Source organism: Acinetobacter pittii, from assembly GCF_022449185.1.
In the GTDB taxonomy this organism is placed as follows: Bacteria; Pseudomonadota; Gammaproteobacteria; order Pseudomonadales; family Moraxellaceae; genus Acinetobacter; species Acinetobacter pittii_I.
In genome coordinates this window covers 19,084-37,596 of record NZ_JAKUKO010000011.1, presented here as the reverse complement: position 1 = coordinate 37,596, position 18,513 = coordinate 19,084, and the positions used below count along the sequence as shown (strand labels likewise).

The window sequence follows — 18,513 nt, the reverse complement described above, 5'->3', positions numbered from 1 at the left end:
CATATGCTGTTTTGAAATATGACGACAAATAAAAGGATTTATTTATGCGAAGAAGCATCCCGTCCATTCAGGGTCTAATTTGCTTTGAAAGTGCAGCAAAACATCTAAGTTATACCTATGCTGCACAAGAGTTATGTATTACCCAAAGTGCAGTCTCGCGCCAAATTCAGCAGTTAGAAGATTTTTTGGGCGTTGAACTCTTTATACGTACTCGGCATGGTGTTGAACTCACCATTGCTGGTCAGCAGTATTTTAAAAGCATTAAACCCTACTTATTAGGCTTAGAGAAATGTACGGCCGATGTGATTTCTCATAAAGGTTTAGGTGGAACATTAAAGTTAGGTGTAGTTCCTACCTTTGCAACGCGCTGGCTGTTACCCAAGCTTCATCTTTTAAATCAAAAACATCCTGAAATTACGGTTCATTTAGAAACCAGTACTAAACCTTTTTTATTTAATGACAACATTTTTGATGCTGCGATTTTTGCAGGTACCCAGCAGCAAATTGACCACTGGCCCGGCATACAAGCACATTATTTAATGGATGAAGAAATTGTACCTGTATGCTCACCAAAACTCATCGAAAAGTATTTTCCAGATGCAGTGATGATCAATGAAAATACCTATGATCTAAGCTCTGAAGATTTACTGAAAATTCCCCTGCTACAACAAACCACTCGACCTAGTATTTGGCAAGAATGGTTTCTGACCCATCACATGCAGCACCCGAAACCTTTTGATGGACAACGCCATGAGTTATTTTCAATGCTTGCGGTTGCTGCCAGTCATGACATGGGAATGGCACTAATTCCGCAAATGTTGATTGAGTCTGAACTACAAAAAAAGGAACTGGTGATTGTTTCTAATAAAAAACTAAAAGGTAGTCGAAAATACTATCTTATTCACTCAAGCCAAGATGTATCACCAACCATCCAGAAATTTGTTGACTGGATTTACCAAGAACTAGAACAACTAAAGAGCAATACAAATTAGCTCAGCAGCTTTGATTTGTGCCAAATATTGCGATCTATAAAAATAAAAAAAAGATTGTGATTAATCAAATCACAATCTTTTAGTTAAGCATAAATGACTTTGAATTAATGACTCATCAATTGAATATCTGAACCGCTACGTTTAGGGTCAATCAAAATTTTGGCATGCTGTTCAGGATCACGTAATGCTTCAAATGCATTAGTAACACCTTCTAAGCCAACAACACCGGTAATGAGCGGTGAACAGTTCACTTTACCTTCTGCAATCATGTGTAGCGCATCTCGGAACTCAAGCGGTGTATAGCCCAACACAAACTGAATTTCTAACTCTTTATTAATTGCAAGTGCGGGTTCGATTTTGTCACTTTGCATGCAGACGCCCACCCCAACAATTCGGGAAAATAAAGGCGCCCCTTCAATAATCTGCTGTAAAACACCCGGTACGCCCACACATTCAAAAATAACAGGACGTTTTGGCAGAGCACCCAATTTATCAATCATGCGCCATCCATGCCACCAAGGTAAGCGTGTCGCTTGCAACTTATCAAACAGTCCCATGCCCATGTTAATGGCATCAGAAACATTGCCAAGCAAACCAAACTCTTTCCAGTTGGCAAATGGTGATGTCTCTTTAGGGTCTACCACAATATCCGCACCACATTGCTCGGCAAGCTTACGACGGTTTGGAGAAAAGTCACTGGCAACTACAGTTTTAACACCAGCCGCTTTAAGCATTAATATGACACCTAGCCCAACAGGTCCACAGCCAATCACAATCGCAGGTTCACTAGTTTTTACACGGCTACGGCGAACAGCATGCAATGCAACCGCCATAGGTTCAGTCATGGCAGCACTATCTGCATCTAGACCGTTGGGTACTTCAAACATCAAGCTTGATTGAGCCAATACTTGCTCGGCATAGCCACCCGAAGCATTTGGGGAAAGCCCTGTAGATAAATAACCATGCTGATCAACGTTTAAAAGCGGCATTGCACAAACGAGTGTATCCGCTTTAAATTTATGACGTGTTTTTGGACCATAATCTAAAACCTTGCCACAGAACTCATGTCCCAATACAAACGGATCTGTAGACTTAGCTAAACCATTAAACCCGACACGTGCCGCTAAATCATGCATGTGGTCGCAGTGATGCTGCATATGTAAATCTGAACCACAAATCCCACATCGAATCACTTCCAATAAAACCTGCCCTTTTGCAGGAATTAAGTTCGGTTGGTCCACGACTTGCAACGTTGCTTGATGACAAAGTACCGACTTCATTTGAGCGCTTCCTATTTCTTCTTTTTCATTTACTTGCCAGAAATAGATTTCTACAGATAAATTAATCGCTTTATCAGTTTGGTCTTTAGCAAGCCTTTATTCATCTTTACAAGTAAAAGGCAAAATACCAATGACCATTCTTCAGCCAATCCACTCTTGAAGAGTCAACAAAAAAACAGGCTCAGCGAAATTAAAAACAATAAAAATCTTGGTGCTTGTATCTTACACAGACTGCGTTGTCTTCTTAGGCCAGAACAATGTCATCAAAATTAAAACTTATACAAATATAGTAAGTTCAAAAAACTCAACTCAACGCTTTTCACAAAAACATAGCAAATCCAAACTTTTATCAGCAGTCTTAAACAGGCATGATGAATTAATAGTAACAGACAAGAAGAAATCCATGATTACAAAAACACTTCCACTTACAGATATACACCGCCATCTTGATGGCAACATCCGCATTCAAACCATTTTAGAATTGGGGCAACAATACAATCTAGATTTGCCTGCTTACGACATTGAATCTTTACGACCACACGTACAAGTTATGGATAACCAACCTGACTTATTAAGTTTTTTATCTAAGCTCGATTGGGGCGTAAAAGTATTAGCCAGTTTAGATGCCTGTAAGCGTATTGCATTTGAAAATATGCAGGATGCTGCCCAACAAGGCCTAGACTATGTAGAGCTGCGTTTTTCACCGGGTTATATGGGAATGTCACATCAACTTCCCCTTGAAGGTGTTGTTGAAGCAGTTATTGCTGGTGTGAAAGAAGGCAGTCAGGTGTACGGAGTAAAAGCGAATTTAATTGGCATTATGAGCCGTACTTTTGGTCAAGAAGCCTGTGAAAAAGAATTAAATGCCCTACTCGCCCATAAAAATGATATTAAAGCACTGGATCTTGCTGGAGATGAACTTGGTTTCCCGGGCAATTTATTTATTGATCACTTTAAAAAAGCGCGTGATGCAGGTTGGCACATTACGGTACATGCAGGTGAAGCTGCTGGCCCAGAAAGTATTTGGCAAGCTATTGAAGAATTAGGTGCCGAACGAATTGGACATGGCGTTAAAGCAGTTCAAGATTTAAAACTTTTAGATTATTTAGCTAAACATGAGATTGGTATTGAATCTTGCCTTACCTCAAATATTCAAACCAACACAGTGCCTTCTTTAGCAGAGCACCCATTAAAGACTTTTTTAGAACATGGTGTGCTTGCTACCATTAATACGGATGACCCAGCGGTAGAAGGCATTGAAATACAGCATGAATATTTAACTGCCGCCCCATTAGCGGGTTTAAGCCCTGAGCAAATTTATACAGCTCAAGAAAACGGCCTAAAAATCGCATTTCTATCAGATCAAGAAAAAGATGAGTTAAGGCAGAAATATCAGTAACAGAGAACAGAGAACAGAGAACAGAGAACAGAGAACAGAGAACAGAGAACAGAGAACAGAGAACAGAGCTTATATAAATAAGTTCAAATATTGGAGTGTGTATGAATTAAAATTTAAATATATAAAAACAAAAAAATTCCTTCTACCTGTAAGACTAGAAGAAATTCTTTTCAATATTTGGGATATTTTTAAAGCTTGAACACTTTTAAATATGGTCGGAGCAGTAGGATTCGAACCTACGACCCCCTGGTCCCAAACCAGGTGCACTACCAGGCTGTGCTATGCTCCGAAATTGGGGTGAATGACGGGATTCGAACCCGCGACAACTGGAATCACAATCCAGGGCTCTACCAACTGAGCTACATCCACCATCAAATAAGTTCTATGTACCAAGCTACCAAATGGCGCGCCTGACAGGATTCGAACCTGTGACCATCCGCTTAGAAGGCGGATGCTCTATCCAACTGAGCTACAGGCGCTTAACCGATGATGCTTATCATGCGATACTTCGCCGATCTTAAAATATTATTTTAAGTGGTCGGAGCAGTAGGATTCGAACCTACGACCCCCTGGTCCCAAACCAGGTGCACTACCAGGCTGTGCTATGCTCCGATCTATCTCAGCTTTTGCTGTATCGCACATCGTGCGGTACGGTGTGCATTCTAGGCGCGACGCCCTCAGACGTCAACACCTATTCTCAAAAAAAGTTAAAAATCCTTATCAAATGTATATTTAACAAGCATTTTGAGGTTTTTTAACGTTTTAACGATGCACTAAAGGCTAACATTCGATCTAAAGGCATTTTGGCACGTTCAGCAAGCGCTGGATCGACGTGTATTTCCTGATCACCTTTTTGTAAAACTTCTAAAATTCCGTCAAGTTCATTCATTGCCATCCACGGACAGTGAGCACATGAACGACAAGTTGCCCCCTCACCCGCTGTTGGCGCTTCAACTAAAATCTTATTGGGTACTGCTTGCTGCATTTTGTAGAAAATACCGCGGTCTGTTGCCACAATGAGTCTTTCGTTTGGCAAAGTCTGCGCAGCTTTAATGAGTTGAGACGTACTACCTACCGCGTCTGCAATTTCTACAACTGACTCTGGTGACTCAGGATGTACCAATACAGCAGCATCTGGATACAGTGCTTTCATGTTGGCAATACCACGCGCACGGAATTCTTCATGCACAATACATGCGCCATCCCAAAGCAACATATCTGCACCAGTTTTCTTCTGAATATAGCGACCTAAGTGCTGATCTGGTGCCCAAATAATTTTTTCACCCAAGCTGTCTAGATGCTCAACAATTTCGACCGCGCAGCTTGAAGTCACGACCCAATCTGCACGTGCTTTAACAGCAGCAGATGTATTAGCATAAACAACTACGGTGTGGTCTGGGTGCTGATCACAAAATGCCGTGAACTCATCAACTGGGCAACCCAAGTCGAGTGAGCAGGTTGCTTCAAGTGTCGGCATTAAAATTGTTTTTTCAGGAGACAGAATTTTAGCTGTTTCTCCCATAAATTTGACCCCAGCAACAACTAGTGTTGAGGCAGCATGATCTCGTCCAAAACGGGCCATTTCTAAAGAGTCAGAAACGCATCCACCTGTTTTTTCTGCAAGTTCTTGTACTTCAGGGTCGCAATAGTAATGAGCAACAAGGACAGCATCACGTTTTTTGAGCTCTGCTTCGATCTGTGCAAACTTTTGTTGTTTTGCTTCTTCACTTAAGCGATTGTCTTTTGGCTCACCTAAACGGTCTAAATGCGCTTGTACAATGTTTTTTGCATCGTTGGCAATTAAAGTCGCATCACTCATAAAACGTCTTCTCTATCCTTCATGCTGGCATACCTGCTCGCATATAACGTTACTGCTTAAATGATTTATGGATTGAATCATTTAATATCAAAAGATGGGGCTAATAAAAAAGCCTCTTTGTCGAGGCTTGATTATAACTGATATTTAAGAACGGTAATCAGCATTAATTTTGACATAGTCGTAAGATAAGTCACAGGTATATACCGTGTCTTTGGCCTGACCACGTCCTAAATCAACACGGATGGTAATTTCGGTTTGAGCCATAACACGCGCGCCCGCTTCTTCGGTATAGTCCTCAGCTGCGCCACCATCTTTACAGATTTGTACATCGTCTAACCACACTTGAATTTTAGACACGTCTAAGTCTTTAACCCCTGCATAGCCAATCGCAGCTAAAATACGTCCCCAGTTCGGGTCCGATGCAAAGAGTGCAGTTTTGACAAGTGGTGAATGGGCAATGCTATAAGCAATATCACAACATTCTTGAGTATTTGCGCCGCCTTCTACAGCAACAGTAATAAATTTCGTCGCACCTTCACCATCACGGACAATTAACTGTGCTAAACGATTCATTACACGAGCAAGAACTTCTAACACTTTAGCGTAGCGTGCATCACTGTCTAATGTGATTTCAGTACCACCTGCCTGACCTGTTGCTACGAAAATACAAGAGTCATTTGTTGAGGTATCACCATCAATCGTAATACGATTAAATGAATGCTCAACCGTGGTCTTTAATAGCTTTTGTACTAAATCACGGCTAATAGGTGCATCTGTTGCCACAAAACTTAACATGGTTGCCATGTTCGGGCGGATCATGCCAGCGCCTTTACTAATACCTGTCATGGTATAAGTAATGCCATCAAGCTCAAATTGTTCAGATGCGCCTTTAGGTACAGTGTCTGTGGTCATAATGCCAGATGCAGCATCATTCCAAGCCGCGTCTTGCAGGGTATTTAACGCAGGCTGAAGACCGGCAAGTAAGCGCTCCATTGGAAGCTGCTCACCAATCACACCTGTAGAAAACGGAAGTACTTCAAAACTGTTAACTCCTGCAAGCTCAGCTAACTTCGCGCAAGTATCCTGAGCATTTTTCAAACCTGTAGGTCCAGTACCTGCATTGGCATTACCCGTGTTAATTACTAAATAGCGCGGATTACCTTCGGCAAGATGAGCTTTAGAGACATGAACAGGCGCTGCACAAAATGCATTTTGAGTAAATACACCAGCAACATTTGAACCTTCTGCAAACTCAAAAATGACTAAATCTCGTCGGTTTTGGTAACGTACATATGCTTCTGTTGAGCCAATTTTTACACCTTTTACCACATGCATTTGTGGCATTGTTACGTCACCGACAGCCATTTTTAGAACATCCAAAGTTTGTTGAATAAGATCAATATTTCAAAAAAAGCGATGCAGTAAAGCACCGACCTTATGAAATATCATAGTGGACAGCTTAGTAGAAAAGTCTAAAAAAATCGAGCGCAAAAACGGCTCATTGTTGCTCTAGTTTTAATAAAATATCTTTCTTATCAAGCCCACCAGCAAAACCAACTAATGCCCCACCCGCACCAATGACTCGATGACAAGGTGCAATAATGGAAATCGGGTTTTTGCCATTTGCCGCGCCAACTGCTCTCACCGCTTTTTCATTGCCAATTTGAACAGCAATATCTTTATAACTTCTTGTTTCACCATAAGGGATGGTCAGTAAAGCAGCCCATACTTGTTTTTGAAATGCAGTCCCTTCGAAATCTAACGACAATGTAAATTCACGGCGTTTGCCTTCAAAATATTCTTTTAATTGTTGTTCCGTCTTTAATAAAACTGGATGCTCAAGTTGTTCGACCAGCTCGGCCAGTCGAACACGTTTTGGATTTTCATTGTCCCAGAGTATTGCCACCAAAGCATTTTCATTCGCAACTAGTTTTAATTGCCCAACAGGCGAATTGATATACTTATAAGACAGCAACATAGTTTTATTCTCTTAGGAAGGCGATGAAATTTTCATTAAAACCAAGCCTGACACAATCAATACAGCGGCAATCATTCTCATAGCGCCAACAGGCTCATGAAGAAAGAAAATACCGACTAGAAATGACCCGATTGCGCCAATTCCTGTCCAAACCGTATAAGCAGTACCAAGCGGTAAAGTTTTCATTGACATTGAAAGCAGAATTACGCTCAAAATCATAAAAACTACGGTAATAACACTAGGGGTTAAACGTGTAAAACCTTCAGACATTTTCATAGAATATGCCCAAATGATTTCAAATACACCTGCTAAAATTAAAATAGCCCAAGCCATAACATTCACTAATTTTTATAGTGTCAGGTCGTCCCGACATGATTACCCATTATGGGGGAGGTCGTTCCTCCTTTATGTGAGGACTCAGTTTACTTTAAAATAAAAAATGAAGGCAAACCCCTATCTAAAGCTTGCCTGTTTTAGAAAATATTATTCGTTTTTTAACTTTAAAATTTTTCGTGCACCATTTAAAACAAACAAAACAATAATTAATCCAATCATTAAATCAGGATAACGCGAACCAGTAATGGCAACCAATATCCCTGCAATAATGACACCTAAGTTAACGATGACATCATTTGCAGAAAAGATATAACTCGCCTTCATATGTGCCCCGCTCTCCTTATGGTCTCTCATTAAATAAAGGCAACTAATATTGGCCGCAAGAGCTAATCCGCCAATTAAAATCATGAGAATTGAAACAGGTTCACTGCCATAAATAAAACGGCGCAATACATCAATTAACACAATCATGGCTAAGCCAAACTGAAACCATCCTGAAAGATGGGCAGCCTTTAATTGCGCATTTAGATTTTTACCCACCACAAATAAAGCAATGCCATAAATTGCAGCATCAGCAAACATATCGAGCGAATCGGCAATTAATCCTGTAGAGGAAGCGATGATGCCGGCCATAAACTCAATGACAAACATGACGCCATTAATCAGTAACAACCATTGTAAAACTTGCTTTTGTGCTGAATTCGTTGAAGAGCTAGCTTGAACCTTTTTAGGTTTTTCAACAGGTTCATAATGTGGCTGTGTTTGTTGTAACTCGGCTCCTAATCCTAAACGCTGTAAACTTTGAGTAATCATTTCAGCTGGAAGACTGTGATAAATCGCTAAATGACGCGCTGGTAAATCAAAATGAAGTTCTTGAATATCGTCATTGTAAGAGGCCAAAGCCATCCGCACCATTTGCTCCTCGGCTGCACAGTCCATGCGAGGAATATGGTAATAACTTACCCATTGGCTCTTTTTAGCCACAGGTTCACTAGGCGTGAAACACTCCTGAGACAACATGCTTGAGCATCCGCAGTTAGAGCTATTTTTACTTAAATGTATTTGATTCTCTTGTTTTTCTAAAGCCATCTTTGCACCATAACTGACACAAAAAACAATGCCATTAGTATAAACCAATGGCATATGTTTAAGCTTACTTTTTGTTCAGCAATTAGAATTTTAGTGTTAACCCAGCTCCATAATACCAACCATGTTCGGAGTCGGTTCCAGTTTGCCAAGCAGTTTGTTTTAAACCTTTTTCATAGCCGTAACCAACATCAACAAATGGCATGACCTTTTTGTTGATTTCATAACGGGTTTGAAAACCAGCTTGTAAACTTGATAAACCTGTTTTACTTGCATAGCGAGATTCGTCTTGCAAAACGACATCTGCTTTTAAATAAGGTTTACCAATTAACTTTTGGGTAAAGAGCAAGTCCCTTTCCGTTTCTAAACTTAACTTCCATAGCTGGTCTTCACCTGCATAAAGATATGCATCGGTTTCAAAAAAGTAAGGCGCCATGCCATGTAAGCCCACTACACCAGCCCAGCGTTCTTGCTTTTCATCTTCGCGTTGCAAACGTTCGTAGTTTACACCGGCCTGTACATCCCAATAGTCAGCTACATTTCGACTATAAAGTACTGAACCGCCATAATTGGCATCTTCTGACTCTGCTTTTTCAACGTGGGCTTTAATGAACAATTTATTTTCATCCGTTCCCACCCAAGTTTCTAATTCAGAAGAAAAACTACCTTCTCCTTCTTCATTTTGAGTCCAGCCAGTATCAATTTTTGTTGCTTGATAAACCTGTCCGCCATGTTCACGTAAATGATCATGAGTTAAAGGCTCTTGAGCAAAAGTAAATACTGATATGCTCGAGAAAGCACCGCAATATAACATTTGAGAAAATAACTTAGTGATGCGCATGACTAGCTCCTTTCTCATTTTCAGATTGAACAGGTGATTGAGCTTGAGCAGGTTGTTGTCCATCATTCACTTGAGCAACAATCAATTTATTCATCATTCCCGCGCTCATGTGGTAGAGCAAATGGCAATGAATTGCCCATTCGCCTAATGCATCGGCTGTCAATAACGCAGTAACGGTTTTTCCAGGTGGAACAATAAGGGTATGTTTATTTGGTAAGTTTTCAGCTTGCTGACCATTTTCCAACTGCATAAACATGCCATGTAAATGCATTGGGTGAGCCATCATACTGTCATTCACGAACTTCAAGCGAATACGTTCGCCATACTTAACTTGTAATGGCTCAGCTTCATTAAATTTCTTGCCATTAATGGTCCAGATATAACGCTCCATGTTGCCACCTAAACGAATAACTAATTCACGTTCTGGTGCACGCGTGTCTGGCTGAGGTGTTAAAGATTGCAAATCACTATATTGCAGTGCCTTCATACCCGCTGGTGTTGAAGCATTTGCCCAGCCATAAACTGGCTCATCCTTTTTAGTCTTATTGTCAGCTTGAATCGGCATCTCATGATTCATATTCATCATAGCGTGGTCATGCTCGCTAGCTGACATTGCCTGCATATCATGCTTCATTTCAGACATCGCTGACATGTCGTGCTTCATTTGCATCATAGAATGATCATGTCCGTCAGATGACATATTTTTCATGTCATGATCCATTTTCATCATCGTAGAATCATGATTAGGATGGCTCGCCTCTTGTTTCATTTCAGGCATGGACGACATGTCATGCTGCATGTTCATTTGATGGCCAGCATGTTCACCATTTCCATCCCCATGACTCATGCCCATATCATCCATAGTTAACAAAGCGCGTGGACGTGGTTCTGGCATTTGAACTGGGCCTAGAGACTGTGCATTTTCATTATGCAAAGTACCGATAGCAAAACCACTACGGTCAATAGACTCTGCTTCAATCTGATAATTTTCTTGTTTAGGCTCTACAATGACATCATAGGTTTCAGCTGTACCAATACGAAACTCGTCAATTGCAACAGGTTTGACTGGCTGCCCATCTGCACTCACGACAGTCATTTTTAAATTTGGAATTCTGACATCAAAAAAAGACATTGCTGAAGCATTAATAAATCGTAATCGAACCTTATCGCCAGCTTTAAAATTAGCTGTCCAGTTTTGCTCTGGTGTCTTGCCGTTAACTAAGAAGGTATAACCCGTCACATCAGACATATCGGTTTTTAACATCCGCATCTGATTCCACATGGAACGATCTTGCCAAGTTGCCTTTAAGCCTTGTGTTTTAACTTGCTTCAAAACATCAGATACGGTTTCACGGCGGTTTTGATAATACTCAGCAGATTTCTTTAAATTCTTTAAAATACTATCGCTAGAAGAGTTATGAAAATCTGAAAGCATCACCACATAATCACGGTCAGTTTTTTCATGCGCCGCTACGGGTATTTTTCCTTTTGGATAAATCACGAGTGGTCCATATAAACCATCTTGCTCTTGGCCTTTACTATGCGCGTGATACCAATAAGTGCCGTTTTGTTTCACCTTAAAGCGGTAAACAAAATCTCCGTTTGGCGCGATTCCTTTAAAACCATTGAAACCAGGCACACCATCCATTAACCCTGGCAGTAACAACCCATGCCAGTGCAAAGATGTATCCTGATTCTTTAACTGATTATGAACATGAATAACAGCATCATCCCCTTCTTCAAACTCAAGGAGTGGTGCTGTAAATTTTCCATTTACGGTAATTCGTTTAAGGGGTTTGCCCGTAACATTGACCAGTTGTTCATTAATATTAAGGTGATATTCCTTAATTGCTGCGAGTGACCATGGTGAAACCAATAGTCCAAATACAGCGACTAAGCTGCTAATCGTTTTATGAGACATTGCTGTGATCCTTTTTAATTAAAAAAATAAGTAAATAAGGATCAAGCTTTAGGAGGACGTAAAATCTCTTGCCAGTATCCGGCTAAATGCTGAGCCTGATAAATACTGCTAAATTGATATGAAATAGGAATAAATGGGGATTGAACGTCAGGTACAGCTTGCTGCAGAGCCAAATTTACCATTTGGCAATGGACTGGGTTACAGTCCTGACAATGCTCACCATGCGAATGAAGAGACTGAGTCATCTTTTGATGACATACGGTCTGATCATTTGCTTGAGTATGCATATTGTTATGCGAAGATTTTTCACTATGACACGGCATAGTATGAAGATCATGTTGCATAGGCGTCTGTGCAATAGACACACCACTCCACCCAATGACCAAAGCCATTAGGAACACAAACCAAGCATACTTGCGTAAGTGTTGTAGAGCCATTGTGGTTTATCGCCTAGAGCCGATGAGTGATCTTAATGCCATTAGCATAACGAAGTTTTAAAAGAGATACAATTTTCTATCTTAAATGCTTGTTATAGGGCAATTAAGCAAATGGAGGTTGATGTTGAAGGACTAAATCAATCACCTCTAATGCACCTTCTTGCTCATTACTTACAGTGATATAAGGTGCCACAGCTTTTAATGCTTCAATAGCATTTTCAACCGCAAACCCATAACCTGCTGCTTTGATCATCTGGATATCATTATTGTTATCGCCAATCGCAACCACTTGATTGGCTTCAATCTGCCATTTTTGTAGTAATAGCTTCAAACCATGCGCTTTATGTTGATCTGGAAGAATCAAATCAATAAAACCAAAGCCACTAGAAACAGGCACTAAAACCTTATCTGCTACGAAGCTTTGCTTCTGAAAATGTTCAAAAATTGCAAAACTTTCGTTTTCCTGAGCAGTAAAAGTAATTTTACACACCAGATCATCTAACGCATAAAAGTCATCGATAACTGTCAGTTTTTCAAAATATCGGGCAACTTTGGCATAGTCTTCTGCATTCATGCTTCTATGCACGTAAGCACTTTGTTTTCCACAGATCACCATTGTTGAGGTATATGAAGGGTCAATCACTTTTAGAATCTTACTAAATTGTTCTTTGCTTAAATGGGCAAAAGCGAGTTCTTGCCCCGCATCTACAACATGTGCGCCATTTTCTGCAATAAAAGCAATCTCATGATTAATTTCTGGAAAATAGGTAACAAGTTTTGCAAGTTGATTACCACTGGCAACCACGAAATGAATATTATTTTGTTTTAGTTGTTCGTACTGTTTTAAAAAACGTGCTTTGTTGTACTGCTTCTTAGAATTAAGAAAAGTCCCATCCATATCTACCGCTAAAATTTTTATCGTCATTAATTATCTAAATCTCTTACTAAAATCTTATTAAACCAAATTTAGCTTTATTTTTCATGACACTTTTACAGTTTTATACTTATCTATCTCTAAAAAATTTTCACACAGAGCCGTATCGTTTTTTGCACAGGTTATTTTTTAGCAAAGCTCAATAAAAAATCAGATAATAAAATATTCAACACGCATAAAAAAAGAACGCCAAAACGTTCTTTTTTCATACATTTCGCTTAGAGAATAAACGGTTGATCTAATTTTGTTTATTTTACCAACATCTTATCCATACGGTTATCAACACAGTTATCCATACAGTTATAAACAAAGTTATCCACAATCTTATTCTCAGTTCGACAAACTTTTTAAGCGTCTACACTACCTACTTTAGCAAGCTCTGCACGCATTTGATCAATTACAACTTTATAATCTGGTTGACCAAAAATAGCTGAACCAGCAACAAACATATCTGCACCCGCTTCTGCAATTTCACGGATATTTGCAGGGCCAACACCACCATCAATTTCTAAACGGATATCACGACCACTTGCATCAATAATTTTACGCGCCTCACGTAATTTTTCTAAAGCCATTGGAATGAACTTTTGTCCACCAAAACCAGGGTTTACGCTCATAATTAAAATCTGGTCAACTTTATCAAGTACATAATCTAAATGGTGTAATGGCGTTGCTGGGTTGAAAACCAAACCTGCTTTAGCACCACCAGACTTAATCAGCTGTAATGAACGGTCAATATGGTGAGATGCTTCTGGGTGGAATGTAATAATATCTGCGCCTGCTTCTAGAAAATCACCAATAATACGATCAACTGGAGATACCATTAGATGCACATCGACAGGAGCTGTAATCCCATAGTTTTTTAAAGCCTTACATACACCTGCACCAAAAGTTAAATTTGGAACATAGTGGTTATCCATCACGTCAAAATGCACTACATCTGCACCTGCGGCTAACACTTTGTCTACATCTTCGCCTAAACGAGCAAAATCGGCAGATAAAATAGAAGGAGCAATCAAATAAGGCTTGGACATAGGTGGATGACCTGGCTAGAAATTTAAGGAGAGGCTGAAAATTATAACAAAAAAGAACCTCCTTGACCCGCTCTTCCTTGCCTAAATCACAACATTTCAAGCTTGCAACGTAACGTTGCTATTATAGAATGCCAAGTGCCATACGAATTTGTTAAGGTACATTAAACCAATGTGAGGATTGATAATGAAAAGTACGACTCATCTATTAACAAATGATGGAAAACGCATTGCAAAACGTCTCGTTAACCATTGGAAACATAAGTTTGAAGTACAAGAAACTGAGCAAGACTTTAAAATCTTAATGCCTACAGCAACCATTACACTTGCACCTCAAACAGAGCAGTTAAATGTTGCTATTGATAGTCAGTTAGATGACCACGACCACTTGGAAAAAGTTGTCCTTGATCATCTAAACCGCATGGCTCAACAAGAATTTGAGGTGGAATGGCAACACTAATTAGCCAGCGACCTTTTCTAATTGGATCGCATGGAACTGTAAGTGCTCATCCATAAAGGTCTGGATAAAGTAATAACCATGATCATAGCCAGCATGTTGTCTTAAAGTTAAAGGCTGTCCTACTTTTAAACATGCTTGCTTAAATTTTACAGGGTGAAGTTGTTCATAAAATTGATCATCTAATCCCTGATCAACCAAAATTTCGCTAAAAACTGCACCATTTTTTAAGACTAAAGCTGTGGCATCATGAGCCAACCAGCTCTCACGATCTGCGCCTAAATAATGGTTAAATGCTTTTTCGCCCCATGCACATTCGCTTGGTGCACAGATCGGTGCAAAAGCAGATACCGACTTAAACTTGTCAGGATATTTAAAAGCCAAAGTTAATGCGCCGTGGCCGCCCATTGAATGTCCAAAGATACCAACTTGTTGAGCGTTTACAGGAAAGCTTTTTAAAATGAGTGGATATAACTCATCAATTAAATAACTTTCCATTTGATAATGCTCAGACCAAGGTGTTTGTGTAGCATTAATATAAAAACCTGCGCCTTGACCTATATCCCAATGATCCCCAGCTGCGACTTGTTCTCCACGAGGAGAAGTGTCTGGGGTAATCAATATTAGGCTCAGTTGTGCTGCCATATGCTGTGCATGTGCTTTAATGGCAAAGGTTTCTTCAGTACACGTTAACCCAGCTAAGTAAAACAGAGTTGAGCAAGCTTTACCCTCTAAAGCTGCTGGTGGTAAATAAACACCAAACTTCGCTGGTCCTTTTAAATAAGAAGATTCAAATTGGTATATACGCTGCTCGCCCTCAAAGCAGCGGTTTTTTTGCAGGAGTTGCATCGTTTTTAGCCTCTGTTTTTGTTTGAGCAATATCTACACTACCCGTACTTTGCTGTGGGAAAAGATATTTTTCCAACTGAGGTAGCATAAGTTCCATATTTTTACCGATCATCCACTGAGGTTCTGAAGGTTCTACACCTTGAGCCACTTCCCATTTGGTTACTGTTTGCTTAGCTGTGTTAAACGAATCTTTCATCGACGATTCCTCTCGCATAGCCAAATCAAAGAAAGCTCGACCAAAATAGGTATAGTCAGCTTCGTTATTACACCCAAAAGAAGTTTTATCAGCGGCAGATGCAGTAATAATTAAAGTATCAGGAGACTGTAAAGCAGGAATAAAGCTTCCTGAATAGCAGGCTGAGATAACAATCACACGCCAGCGAATACCAGATTTATCAAGTGTTTCACGCAACCATTTCGGGTCTACTTGCCCTAAATCTAATGGTGCATTTTCAATTTCGAAGTGATTCTGTTCACCGTGTGAAGTCATATATAGAAATAGGACATCACTATCACGGTTCATTTGCTGCCCCATACGGCGTAGGGCTAACTCGATACTAGTTTTCGAGGCAATCGGAATTTCTGTGCGGGTATCTGGGTTATTGACCAACATCATCGAACGACCAATCGTTCCAAAACGTGTGTCAAACTGTTCTTTAATACGGACCACTTCCGATTTAAAAACATCTTGGTAACTATCGCCAGCAACTCCTAAAAAGTACCAATGGCTTTTGGCGAGCTCACCATATTGAACTTGCTCTAAAGAATCATTTAATAGTTTACTTTGCGCATAAAAAGCATCTTCAGTAAACGTTGGGGCCGTATCTTCTACTTTCCAAATCGGTTGATCTTTTACAGAAAGTTGCCAAACCACCATCGTTGCAATAGTCGCAACCATAACCAGTGCACGTTCCCACCATGGCCACTTAAGCTCACGTGAGAAAACCCAAATGACCGCTAAACTTTGCCACACAAAAAGTGCGACAAACAGCCCCGGTAAAATACCGTTATAAATAGCATCAGGAATAAAGTTTAGATAACCATTAGATCCCAAATATTGAATTAGACATTGGATTAATAAAATATTGGTATCTAAAACCAACCACAGTAAGGCTGGAACCAACATTAAACGAGGCTGATTAATACGCTGCGATAAGAAAATACCAACAATCAGCGCAATAAAAGGCCAGAGTGCATATCCAATTAGGCCTTGTGAGTTGAAGTCGCCGATTTGACCAGCTACAAGCCAGCTGTAAAGAGAGTTAGTACACCCCCCTAAAATTCCCCAAACAATAAGCTGAAGAATAGATGGATGTACAATCTGTAAAGAACGTCTTGACCCCAAAAACAGCCACATTCCGGCAATTTGGTTGCTTTTAAAATCATGCCAAAAATTAATGGAGGGTTTAAGATCAATCATAGAAGGTTTTCAAAAATTTCGTTTTTGACAGGCATCTTAAGTGTATGCCTGCTAAGAATTTTAGCAATCATGCTTTTGAACTATATCACATATATTTGTACATTATTCAAGCAATAAAACCTAACCTTACATAAGCCTACTGAAAATACGCATCAAAACGACAAGCATCTCCTTGCCATTGATGAGCTGGCTCTTGATTCGCCAAGAAAATAGCATGGCGCGGTCGTTTAACGACTACACGTTTAGCAACTTTCTGTGCCAAAACCAGCAAATTATCCCCCAAATCCATCTCACCATCTTCGGGTAAAAGAAGATGTAAAAGCTGCATTTGTTTTTTGACTTGAGCTTGTTTTTTTATTGCTTGTTGATTCTGGTCGCGCTGTGGGAACATCGGGTCAAGATAGACTACATCAACCGTTTTTGCTTCTTGATGTAATTGCTGTAAATAGCTTCCAGAGTCAGCAAAGATCAATTGAATACGATCCATAAATTGACTTAAGAATGGATCACGTTCCGCCTGAGCTTTCGAATCTTCAAGTAAAGTAAATAAAATCGGATGGCGCTCAACGAGCTGGATTTGGGCACCTAGATAAGCCATAAGTAAGCTGTCATGGCCTAAACCCGCTGTTGCATCAACCAGTACCGGCTTTTCACCTAACTGACAAGCACGGGCAATCATTTCCGATTTAAGACTTGCACGTTTTAAACGTGGAATTTCTGCTTTCCAGTCGGGCTGCATTTTCATGCCATTAGCAGATAACCAAAGTCCGTTTTCATCTACAGAAAGGGCAATTTCAGGATTAAAGCGTAAAAATCGCGCATTCAGCTTTTCAATTGGCTGTAAATCGACAGTCACACCTCTAGAACAAAGCACAACTTGGTAGTGCTGTGCTTGTTCTTGAAAATCTTCTTCAAAATATATATGCATGAGTACTGCCTTTATTTTGCTTTACCCTGATCCGCTATCTTTTTCCACACATCATCACGTAAATAAACTGGCAAAGCATGTTCGGCATCCACCCATTGCTTTTGTGCAGCATAGACACGTGCAATAGAAGCAATATCCTGTGCAGTTGCAGTGATTGTTTGATGCTCTGCATCAGCTTGAAGTAACTTTGCGCCCGAACCAATTAAGCAATGTTTTGCATAAGCTGCTGCTGGCTCGTAGCCCATTAATTTTTCTTCATCAATACACTGCATAATTCCTTGTTCATCTAGAACAAAACTTGCAATGTAAACTTCGTTCATACGTGCATCGAGCACCGCAGTCACCTGCTCCAAACCTTCAAGTCGGTATGCCGCTTGTGCTAAAGCTTGCAATGTAGAAACTGGAACCACAGGTAAATCTTGTGACCAAGCTAAAGCTTGGGCAACAGCAGCATTAATTCGAACACCACTAAAAGAACCGGGCCCACGGCTAAAGGCAATCGCATCCAAACCAGCAACTTCAAGACCTGTTTGTTGTAGCCCTTGCTCAATCATAGGCAAAATGGTCTGGGTTTGTGCTTTCGCCCGCGTATCGAGTTGAAAAAACAGTTCTTGGGTTTCATCGACTAATGAAATAGAACACTGCTCATTTGCAGTTTCCAACGCCAGCAATTTCATGCACAACCTTAGTATTAAATCAGATTAAAAACGAGGGTTATGATACTCCACTCGGCTCTGATAGGCGAGTTGTTCTCTTTCTAAATAAAAATGCCAAGCTTGTGCTTGGCATAAAATATTTTGCTAAA

At 40.1% G+C, this 18,513-nt stretch carries 18 protein-coding genes and 4 tRNA genes; 3 read left to right on the top strand and 19 right to left on the bottom strand.

Annotation, left to right across the window (positions count from 1 at the left end; all coding sequences use genetic code 11):
• Window positions 1-44 precede the first annotated feature (44 nt).
• Window positions 45-992: a LysR substrate-binding domain-containing protein gene (gene gcvA, locus MKX14_RS17600; protein WP_240283098.1), complete on the top strand. Its 948-nt coding sequence runs from the start codon at window positions 45-47 to the stop codon at window positions 990-992.
• 104 nt (window positions 993-1,096) lie between these two features.
• Here the strand turns inward: gcvA and MKX14_RS17595 are convergent, their stop codons facing one another.
• Entirely contained in the window at window positions 1,097-2,272 is a 1,176-nt protein-coding gene (locus MKX14_RS17595) for a zinc-binding dehydrogenase (protein ID WP_240283097.1), read from the bottom strand.
• 403 nt (window positions 2,273-2,675) lie between these two features.
• Here MKX14_RS17595 and add point away from each other — a divergent pair, with 403 nt between their 5' ends.
• Window positions 2,676-3,671: an adenosine deaminase gene (gene add / locus MKX14_RS17590; RefSeq protein ID WP_240283096.1), complete on the top strand. Its 996-nt coding sequence runs from the start codon at window positions 2,676-2,678 to the stop codon at window positions 3,669-3,671.
• A 212-nt stretch (window positions 3,672-3,883) separates the two neighbouring features.
• On the opposite strand, the gene MKX14_RS17585 is transcribed toward add, so the two are convergent.
• The 14 genes from MKX14_RS17585 to rpe all read right to left on the bottom strand — a co-directional run bounded on the left by MKX14_RS17585 (window position 3,884) and on the right by rpe (window position 14,057).
• Window positions 3,884-3,960, bottom strand: a tRNA-Pro gene (locus MKX14_RS17585).
• A 4-nt stretch (window positions 3,961-3,964) separates the two neighbouring features.
• Window positions 3,965-4,040, bottom strand: a tRNA-His gene (locus tag MKX14_RS17580).
• A 33-nt stretch (window positions 4,041-4,073) separates the two neighbouring features.
• Window positions 4,074-4,150 (bottom strand) — tRNA-Arg (locus MKX14_RS17575).
• A gap of 56 nt (window positions 4,151-4,206) precedes the next feature.
• Window positions 4,207-4,283, bottom strand: a tRNA-Pro gene (locus tag MKX14_RS17570).
• Between the two features lie 142 nt (window positions 4,284-4,425).
• Window positions 4,426-5,490, bottom strand: a complete 1,065-nt coding sequence (gene nadA, locus MKX14_RS17565; RefSeq protein WP_002115913.1) for a quinolinate synthase NadA — start codon at window positions 5,488-5,490, stop codon at window positions 4,426-4,428.
• A gap of 144 nt (window positions 5,491-5,634) precedes the next feature.
• A complete protein-coding gene (argJ, locus tag MKX14_RS17560) occupies window positions 5,635-6,855 on the bottom strand; it encodes a bifunctional glutamate N-acetyltransferase/amino-acid acetyltransferase ArgJ (RefSeq protein WP_068529833.1) in 1,221 nt (406 codons plus the stop codon).
• 133 nt (window positions 6,856-6,988) lie between these two features.
• On the bottom strand, window positions 6,989-7,468 hold the full coding sequence (gene ogt, locus MKX14_RS17555; RefSeq protein WP_068529835.1) for a methylated-DNA--[protein]-cysteine S-methyltransferase: 480 nt from the start codon (window positions 7,466-7,468) through the stop codon (window positions 6,989-6,991).
• 12 nt (window positions 7,469-7,480) lie between these two features.
• Window positions 7,481-7,801 (bottom strand): DMT family transporter, encoded by a 321-nt coding sequence (gene sugE / locus MKX14_RS17550; RefSeq protein WP_013198888.1) that lies wholly within the window; start codon window positions 7,799-7,801, stop codon window positions 7,481-7,483.
• Between the two features lie 150 nt (window positions 7,802-7,951).
• A complete protein-coding gene (locus tag MKX14_RS17545) occupies window positions 7,952-8,947 on the bottom strand; it encodes a cation transporter (RefSeq protein ID WP_240283095.1) in 996 nt (331 codons plus the stop codon).
• 28 nt (window positions 8,948-8,975) lie between these two features.
• Complete coding sequence (pcoB, locus tag MKX14_RS17540; RefSeq protein ID WP_046813423.1) at window positions 8,976-9,731, bottom strand: copper resistance protein B; 756 nt, start codon at window positions 9,729-9,731, stop codon at window positions 8,976-8,978.
• Window positions 9,718-11,652, bottom strand: a complete 1,935-nt coding sequence (gene pcoA / locus MKX14_RS17535; protein WP_240283094.1) for a copper resistance system multicopper oxidase — start codon at window positions 11,650-11,652, stop codon at window positions 9,718-9,720. The genes pcoB and pcoA overlap by 14 nt, the downstream gene beginning before the upstream one ends.
• Before the next feature lie 41 nt (window positions 11,653-11,693).
• The gene (locus MKX14_RS17530) at window positions 11,694-12,089 is read right to left on the bottom strand and encodes a hypothetical protein (RefSeq protein WP_108008845.1); all 396 of its coding nucleotides are present in this window, start codon (window positions 12,087-12,089) and stop codon (window positions 11,694-11,696) included.
• Between the two features lie 103 nt (window positions 12,090-12,192).
• Window positions 12,193-13,014: a Cof-type HAD-IIB family hydrolase gene (gene supH, locus MKX14_RS17525; RefSeq protein WP_046813420.1), complete on the bottom strand. Its 822-nt coding sequence runs from the start codon at window positions 13,012-13,014 to the stop codon at window positions 12,193-12,195.
• Between the two features lie 356 nt (window positions 13,015-13,370).
• A complete protein-coding gene (gene rpe, locus MKX14_RS17520) occupies window positions 13,371-14,057 on the bottom strand; it encodes a ribulose-phosphate 3-epimerase (protein WP_046813419.1) in 687 nt (228 codons plus the stop codon).
• Window positions 14,058-14,241: 184 nt separating this feature from the next.
• Here rpe and MKX14_RS17515 point away from each other — a divergent pair, with 184 nt between their 5' ends.
• Window positions 14,242-14,514 carry a DUF2218 domain-containing protein gene (locus MKX14_RS17515; protein ID WP_004703774.1) on the top strand — a complete coding sequence of 91 codons (273 nt, stop codon included), beginning with the start codon at window positions 14,242-14,244 and terminating at the stop codon, window positions 14,512-14,514.
• Here MKX14_RS17515 and fghA read toward each other — a convergent pair whose 3' ends face one another.
• From fghA to tsaB, 4 genes are all read right to left on the bottom strand, one after another.
• Window positions 14,515-15,360, bottom strand: coding sequence for an S-formylglutathione hydrolase (gene fghA / locus MKX14_RS17510; protein WP_240283093.1), 846 nt, complete (start codon window positions 15,358-15,360; stop codon window positions 14,515-14,517).
• Window positions 15,329-16,780 (bottom strand): C13 family peptidase, encoded by a 1,452-nt coding sequence (locus MKX14_RS17505; protein ID WP_240283092.1) that lies wholly within the window; start codon window positions 16,778-16,780, stop codon window positions 15,329-15,331. Before MKX14_RS17505 ends, fghA begins: the two co-directional genes overlap by 32 nt.
• Window positions 16,781-16,916: 136 nt before the next feature.
• Window positions 16,917-17,708, bottom strand: a complete 792-nt coding sequence (locus MKX14_RS17500; RefSeq protein ID WP_240283091.1) for a class I SAM-dependent methyltransferase — start codon at window positions 17,706-17,708, stop codon at window positions 16,917-16,919.
• An 11-nt stretch (window positions 17,709-17,719) separates the two neighbouring features.
• A complete protein-coding gene (gene tsaB, locus MKX14_RS17495) occupies window positions 17,720-18,385 on the bottom strand; it encodes a tRNA (adenosine(37)-N6)-threonylcarbamoyltransferase complex dimerization subunit type 1 TsaB (RefSeq protein ID WP_240283090.1) in 666 nt (221 codons plus the stop codon).
• Between the last annotated feature and the right edge of the window lie 128 nt (window positions 18,386-18,513).

Bases quoted from the DNA above. Each gene is read 5' to 3' on its own strand.
- pcoA (WP_240283094.1), bottom strand. From the start codon at position 11,652: ATGTCTCATAAAACGATTAGCAGCTTAGTCGCTGTATTTGGACTATTG.
- MKX14_RS17595 (WP_240283097.1), bottom strand. From the start codon at position 2,272: ATGAAGTCGGTACTTTGTCATCAAGCAACGTTGCAAGTCGTGGACCAA.
- argJ (WP_068529833.1), bottom strand. From the start codon at position 6,855: ATGGCTGTCGGTGACGTAACAATGCCACAAATGCATGTGGTAAAAGGT.
- pcoB (WP_046813423.1), bottom strand. From the start codon at position 9,731: ATGCGCATCACTAAGTTATTTTCTCAAATGTTATATTGCGGTGCTTTC.
- fghA (WP_240283093.1), bottom strand. From the start codon at position 15,360: ATGCAACTCCTGCAAAAAAACCGCTGCTTTGAGGGCGAGCAGCGTATA.
- MKX14_RS17515 (WP_004703774.1), top strand. From the start codon at position 14,242: ATGAAAAGTACGACTCATCTATTAACAAATGATGGAAAACGCATTGCA.
- nadA (WP_002115913.1), bottom strand. From the start codon at position 5,490: ATGAGTGATGCGACTTTAATTGCCAACGATGCAAAAAACATTGTACAA.
- MKX14_RS17545 (WP_240283095.1), bottom strand. From the start codon at position 8,947: ATGCCATTGGTTTATACTAATGGCATTGTTTTTTGTGTCAGTTATGGT.
- MKX14_RS17530 (WP_108008845.1), bottom strand. From the start codon at position 12,089: ATGGCTCTACAACACTTACGCAAGTATGCTTGGTTTGTGTTCCTAATG.
- MKX14_RS17500 (WP_240283091.1), bottom strand. From the start codon at position 17,708: ATGCATATATATTTTGAAGAAGATTTTCAAGAACAAGCACAGCACTAC.
- rpe (WP_046813419.1), bottom strand. From the start codon at position 14,057: ATGTCCAAGCCTTATTTGATTGCTCCTTCTATTTTATCTGCCGATTTT.
- MKX14_RS17505 (WP_240283092.1), bottom strand. From the start codon at position 16,780: ATGATTGATCTTAAACCCTCCATTAATTTTTGGCATGATTTTAAAAGC.
- add (WP_240283096.1), top strand. From the start codon at position 2,676: ATGATTACAAAAACACTTCCACTTACAGATATACACCGCCATCTTGAT.
- ogt (WP_068529835.1), bottom strand. From the start codon at position 7,468: ATGTTGCTGTCTTATAAGTATATCAATTCGCCTGTTGGGCAATTAAAA.
- gcvA (WP_240283098.1), top strand. From the start codon at position 45: ATGCGAAGAAGCATCCCGTCCATTCAGGGTCTAATTTGCTTTGAAAGT.
- tsaB (WP_240283090.1), bottom strand. From the start codon at position 18,385: ATGAAATTGCTGGCGTTGGAAACTGCAAATGAGCAGTGTTCTATTTCA.
- sugE (WP_013198888.1), bottom strand. From the start codon at position 7,801: ATGGCTTGGGCTATTTTAATTTTAGCAGGTGTATTTGAAATCATTTGG.
- supH (WP_046813420.1), bottom strand. From the start codon at position 13,014: ATGACGATAAAAATTTTAGCGGTAGATATGGATGGGACTTTTCTTAAT.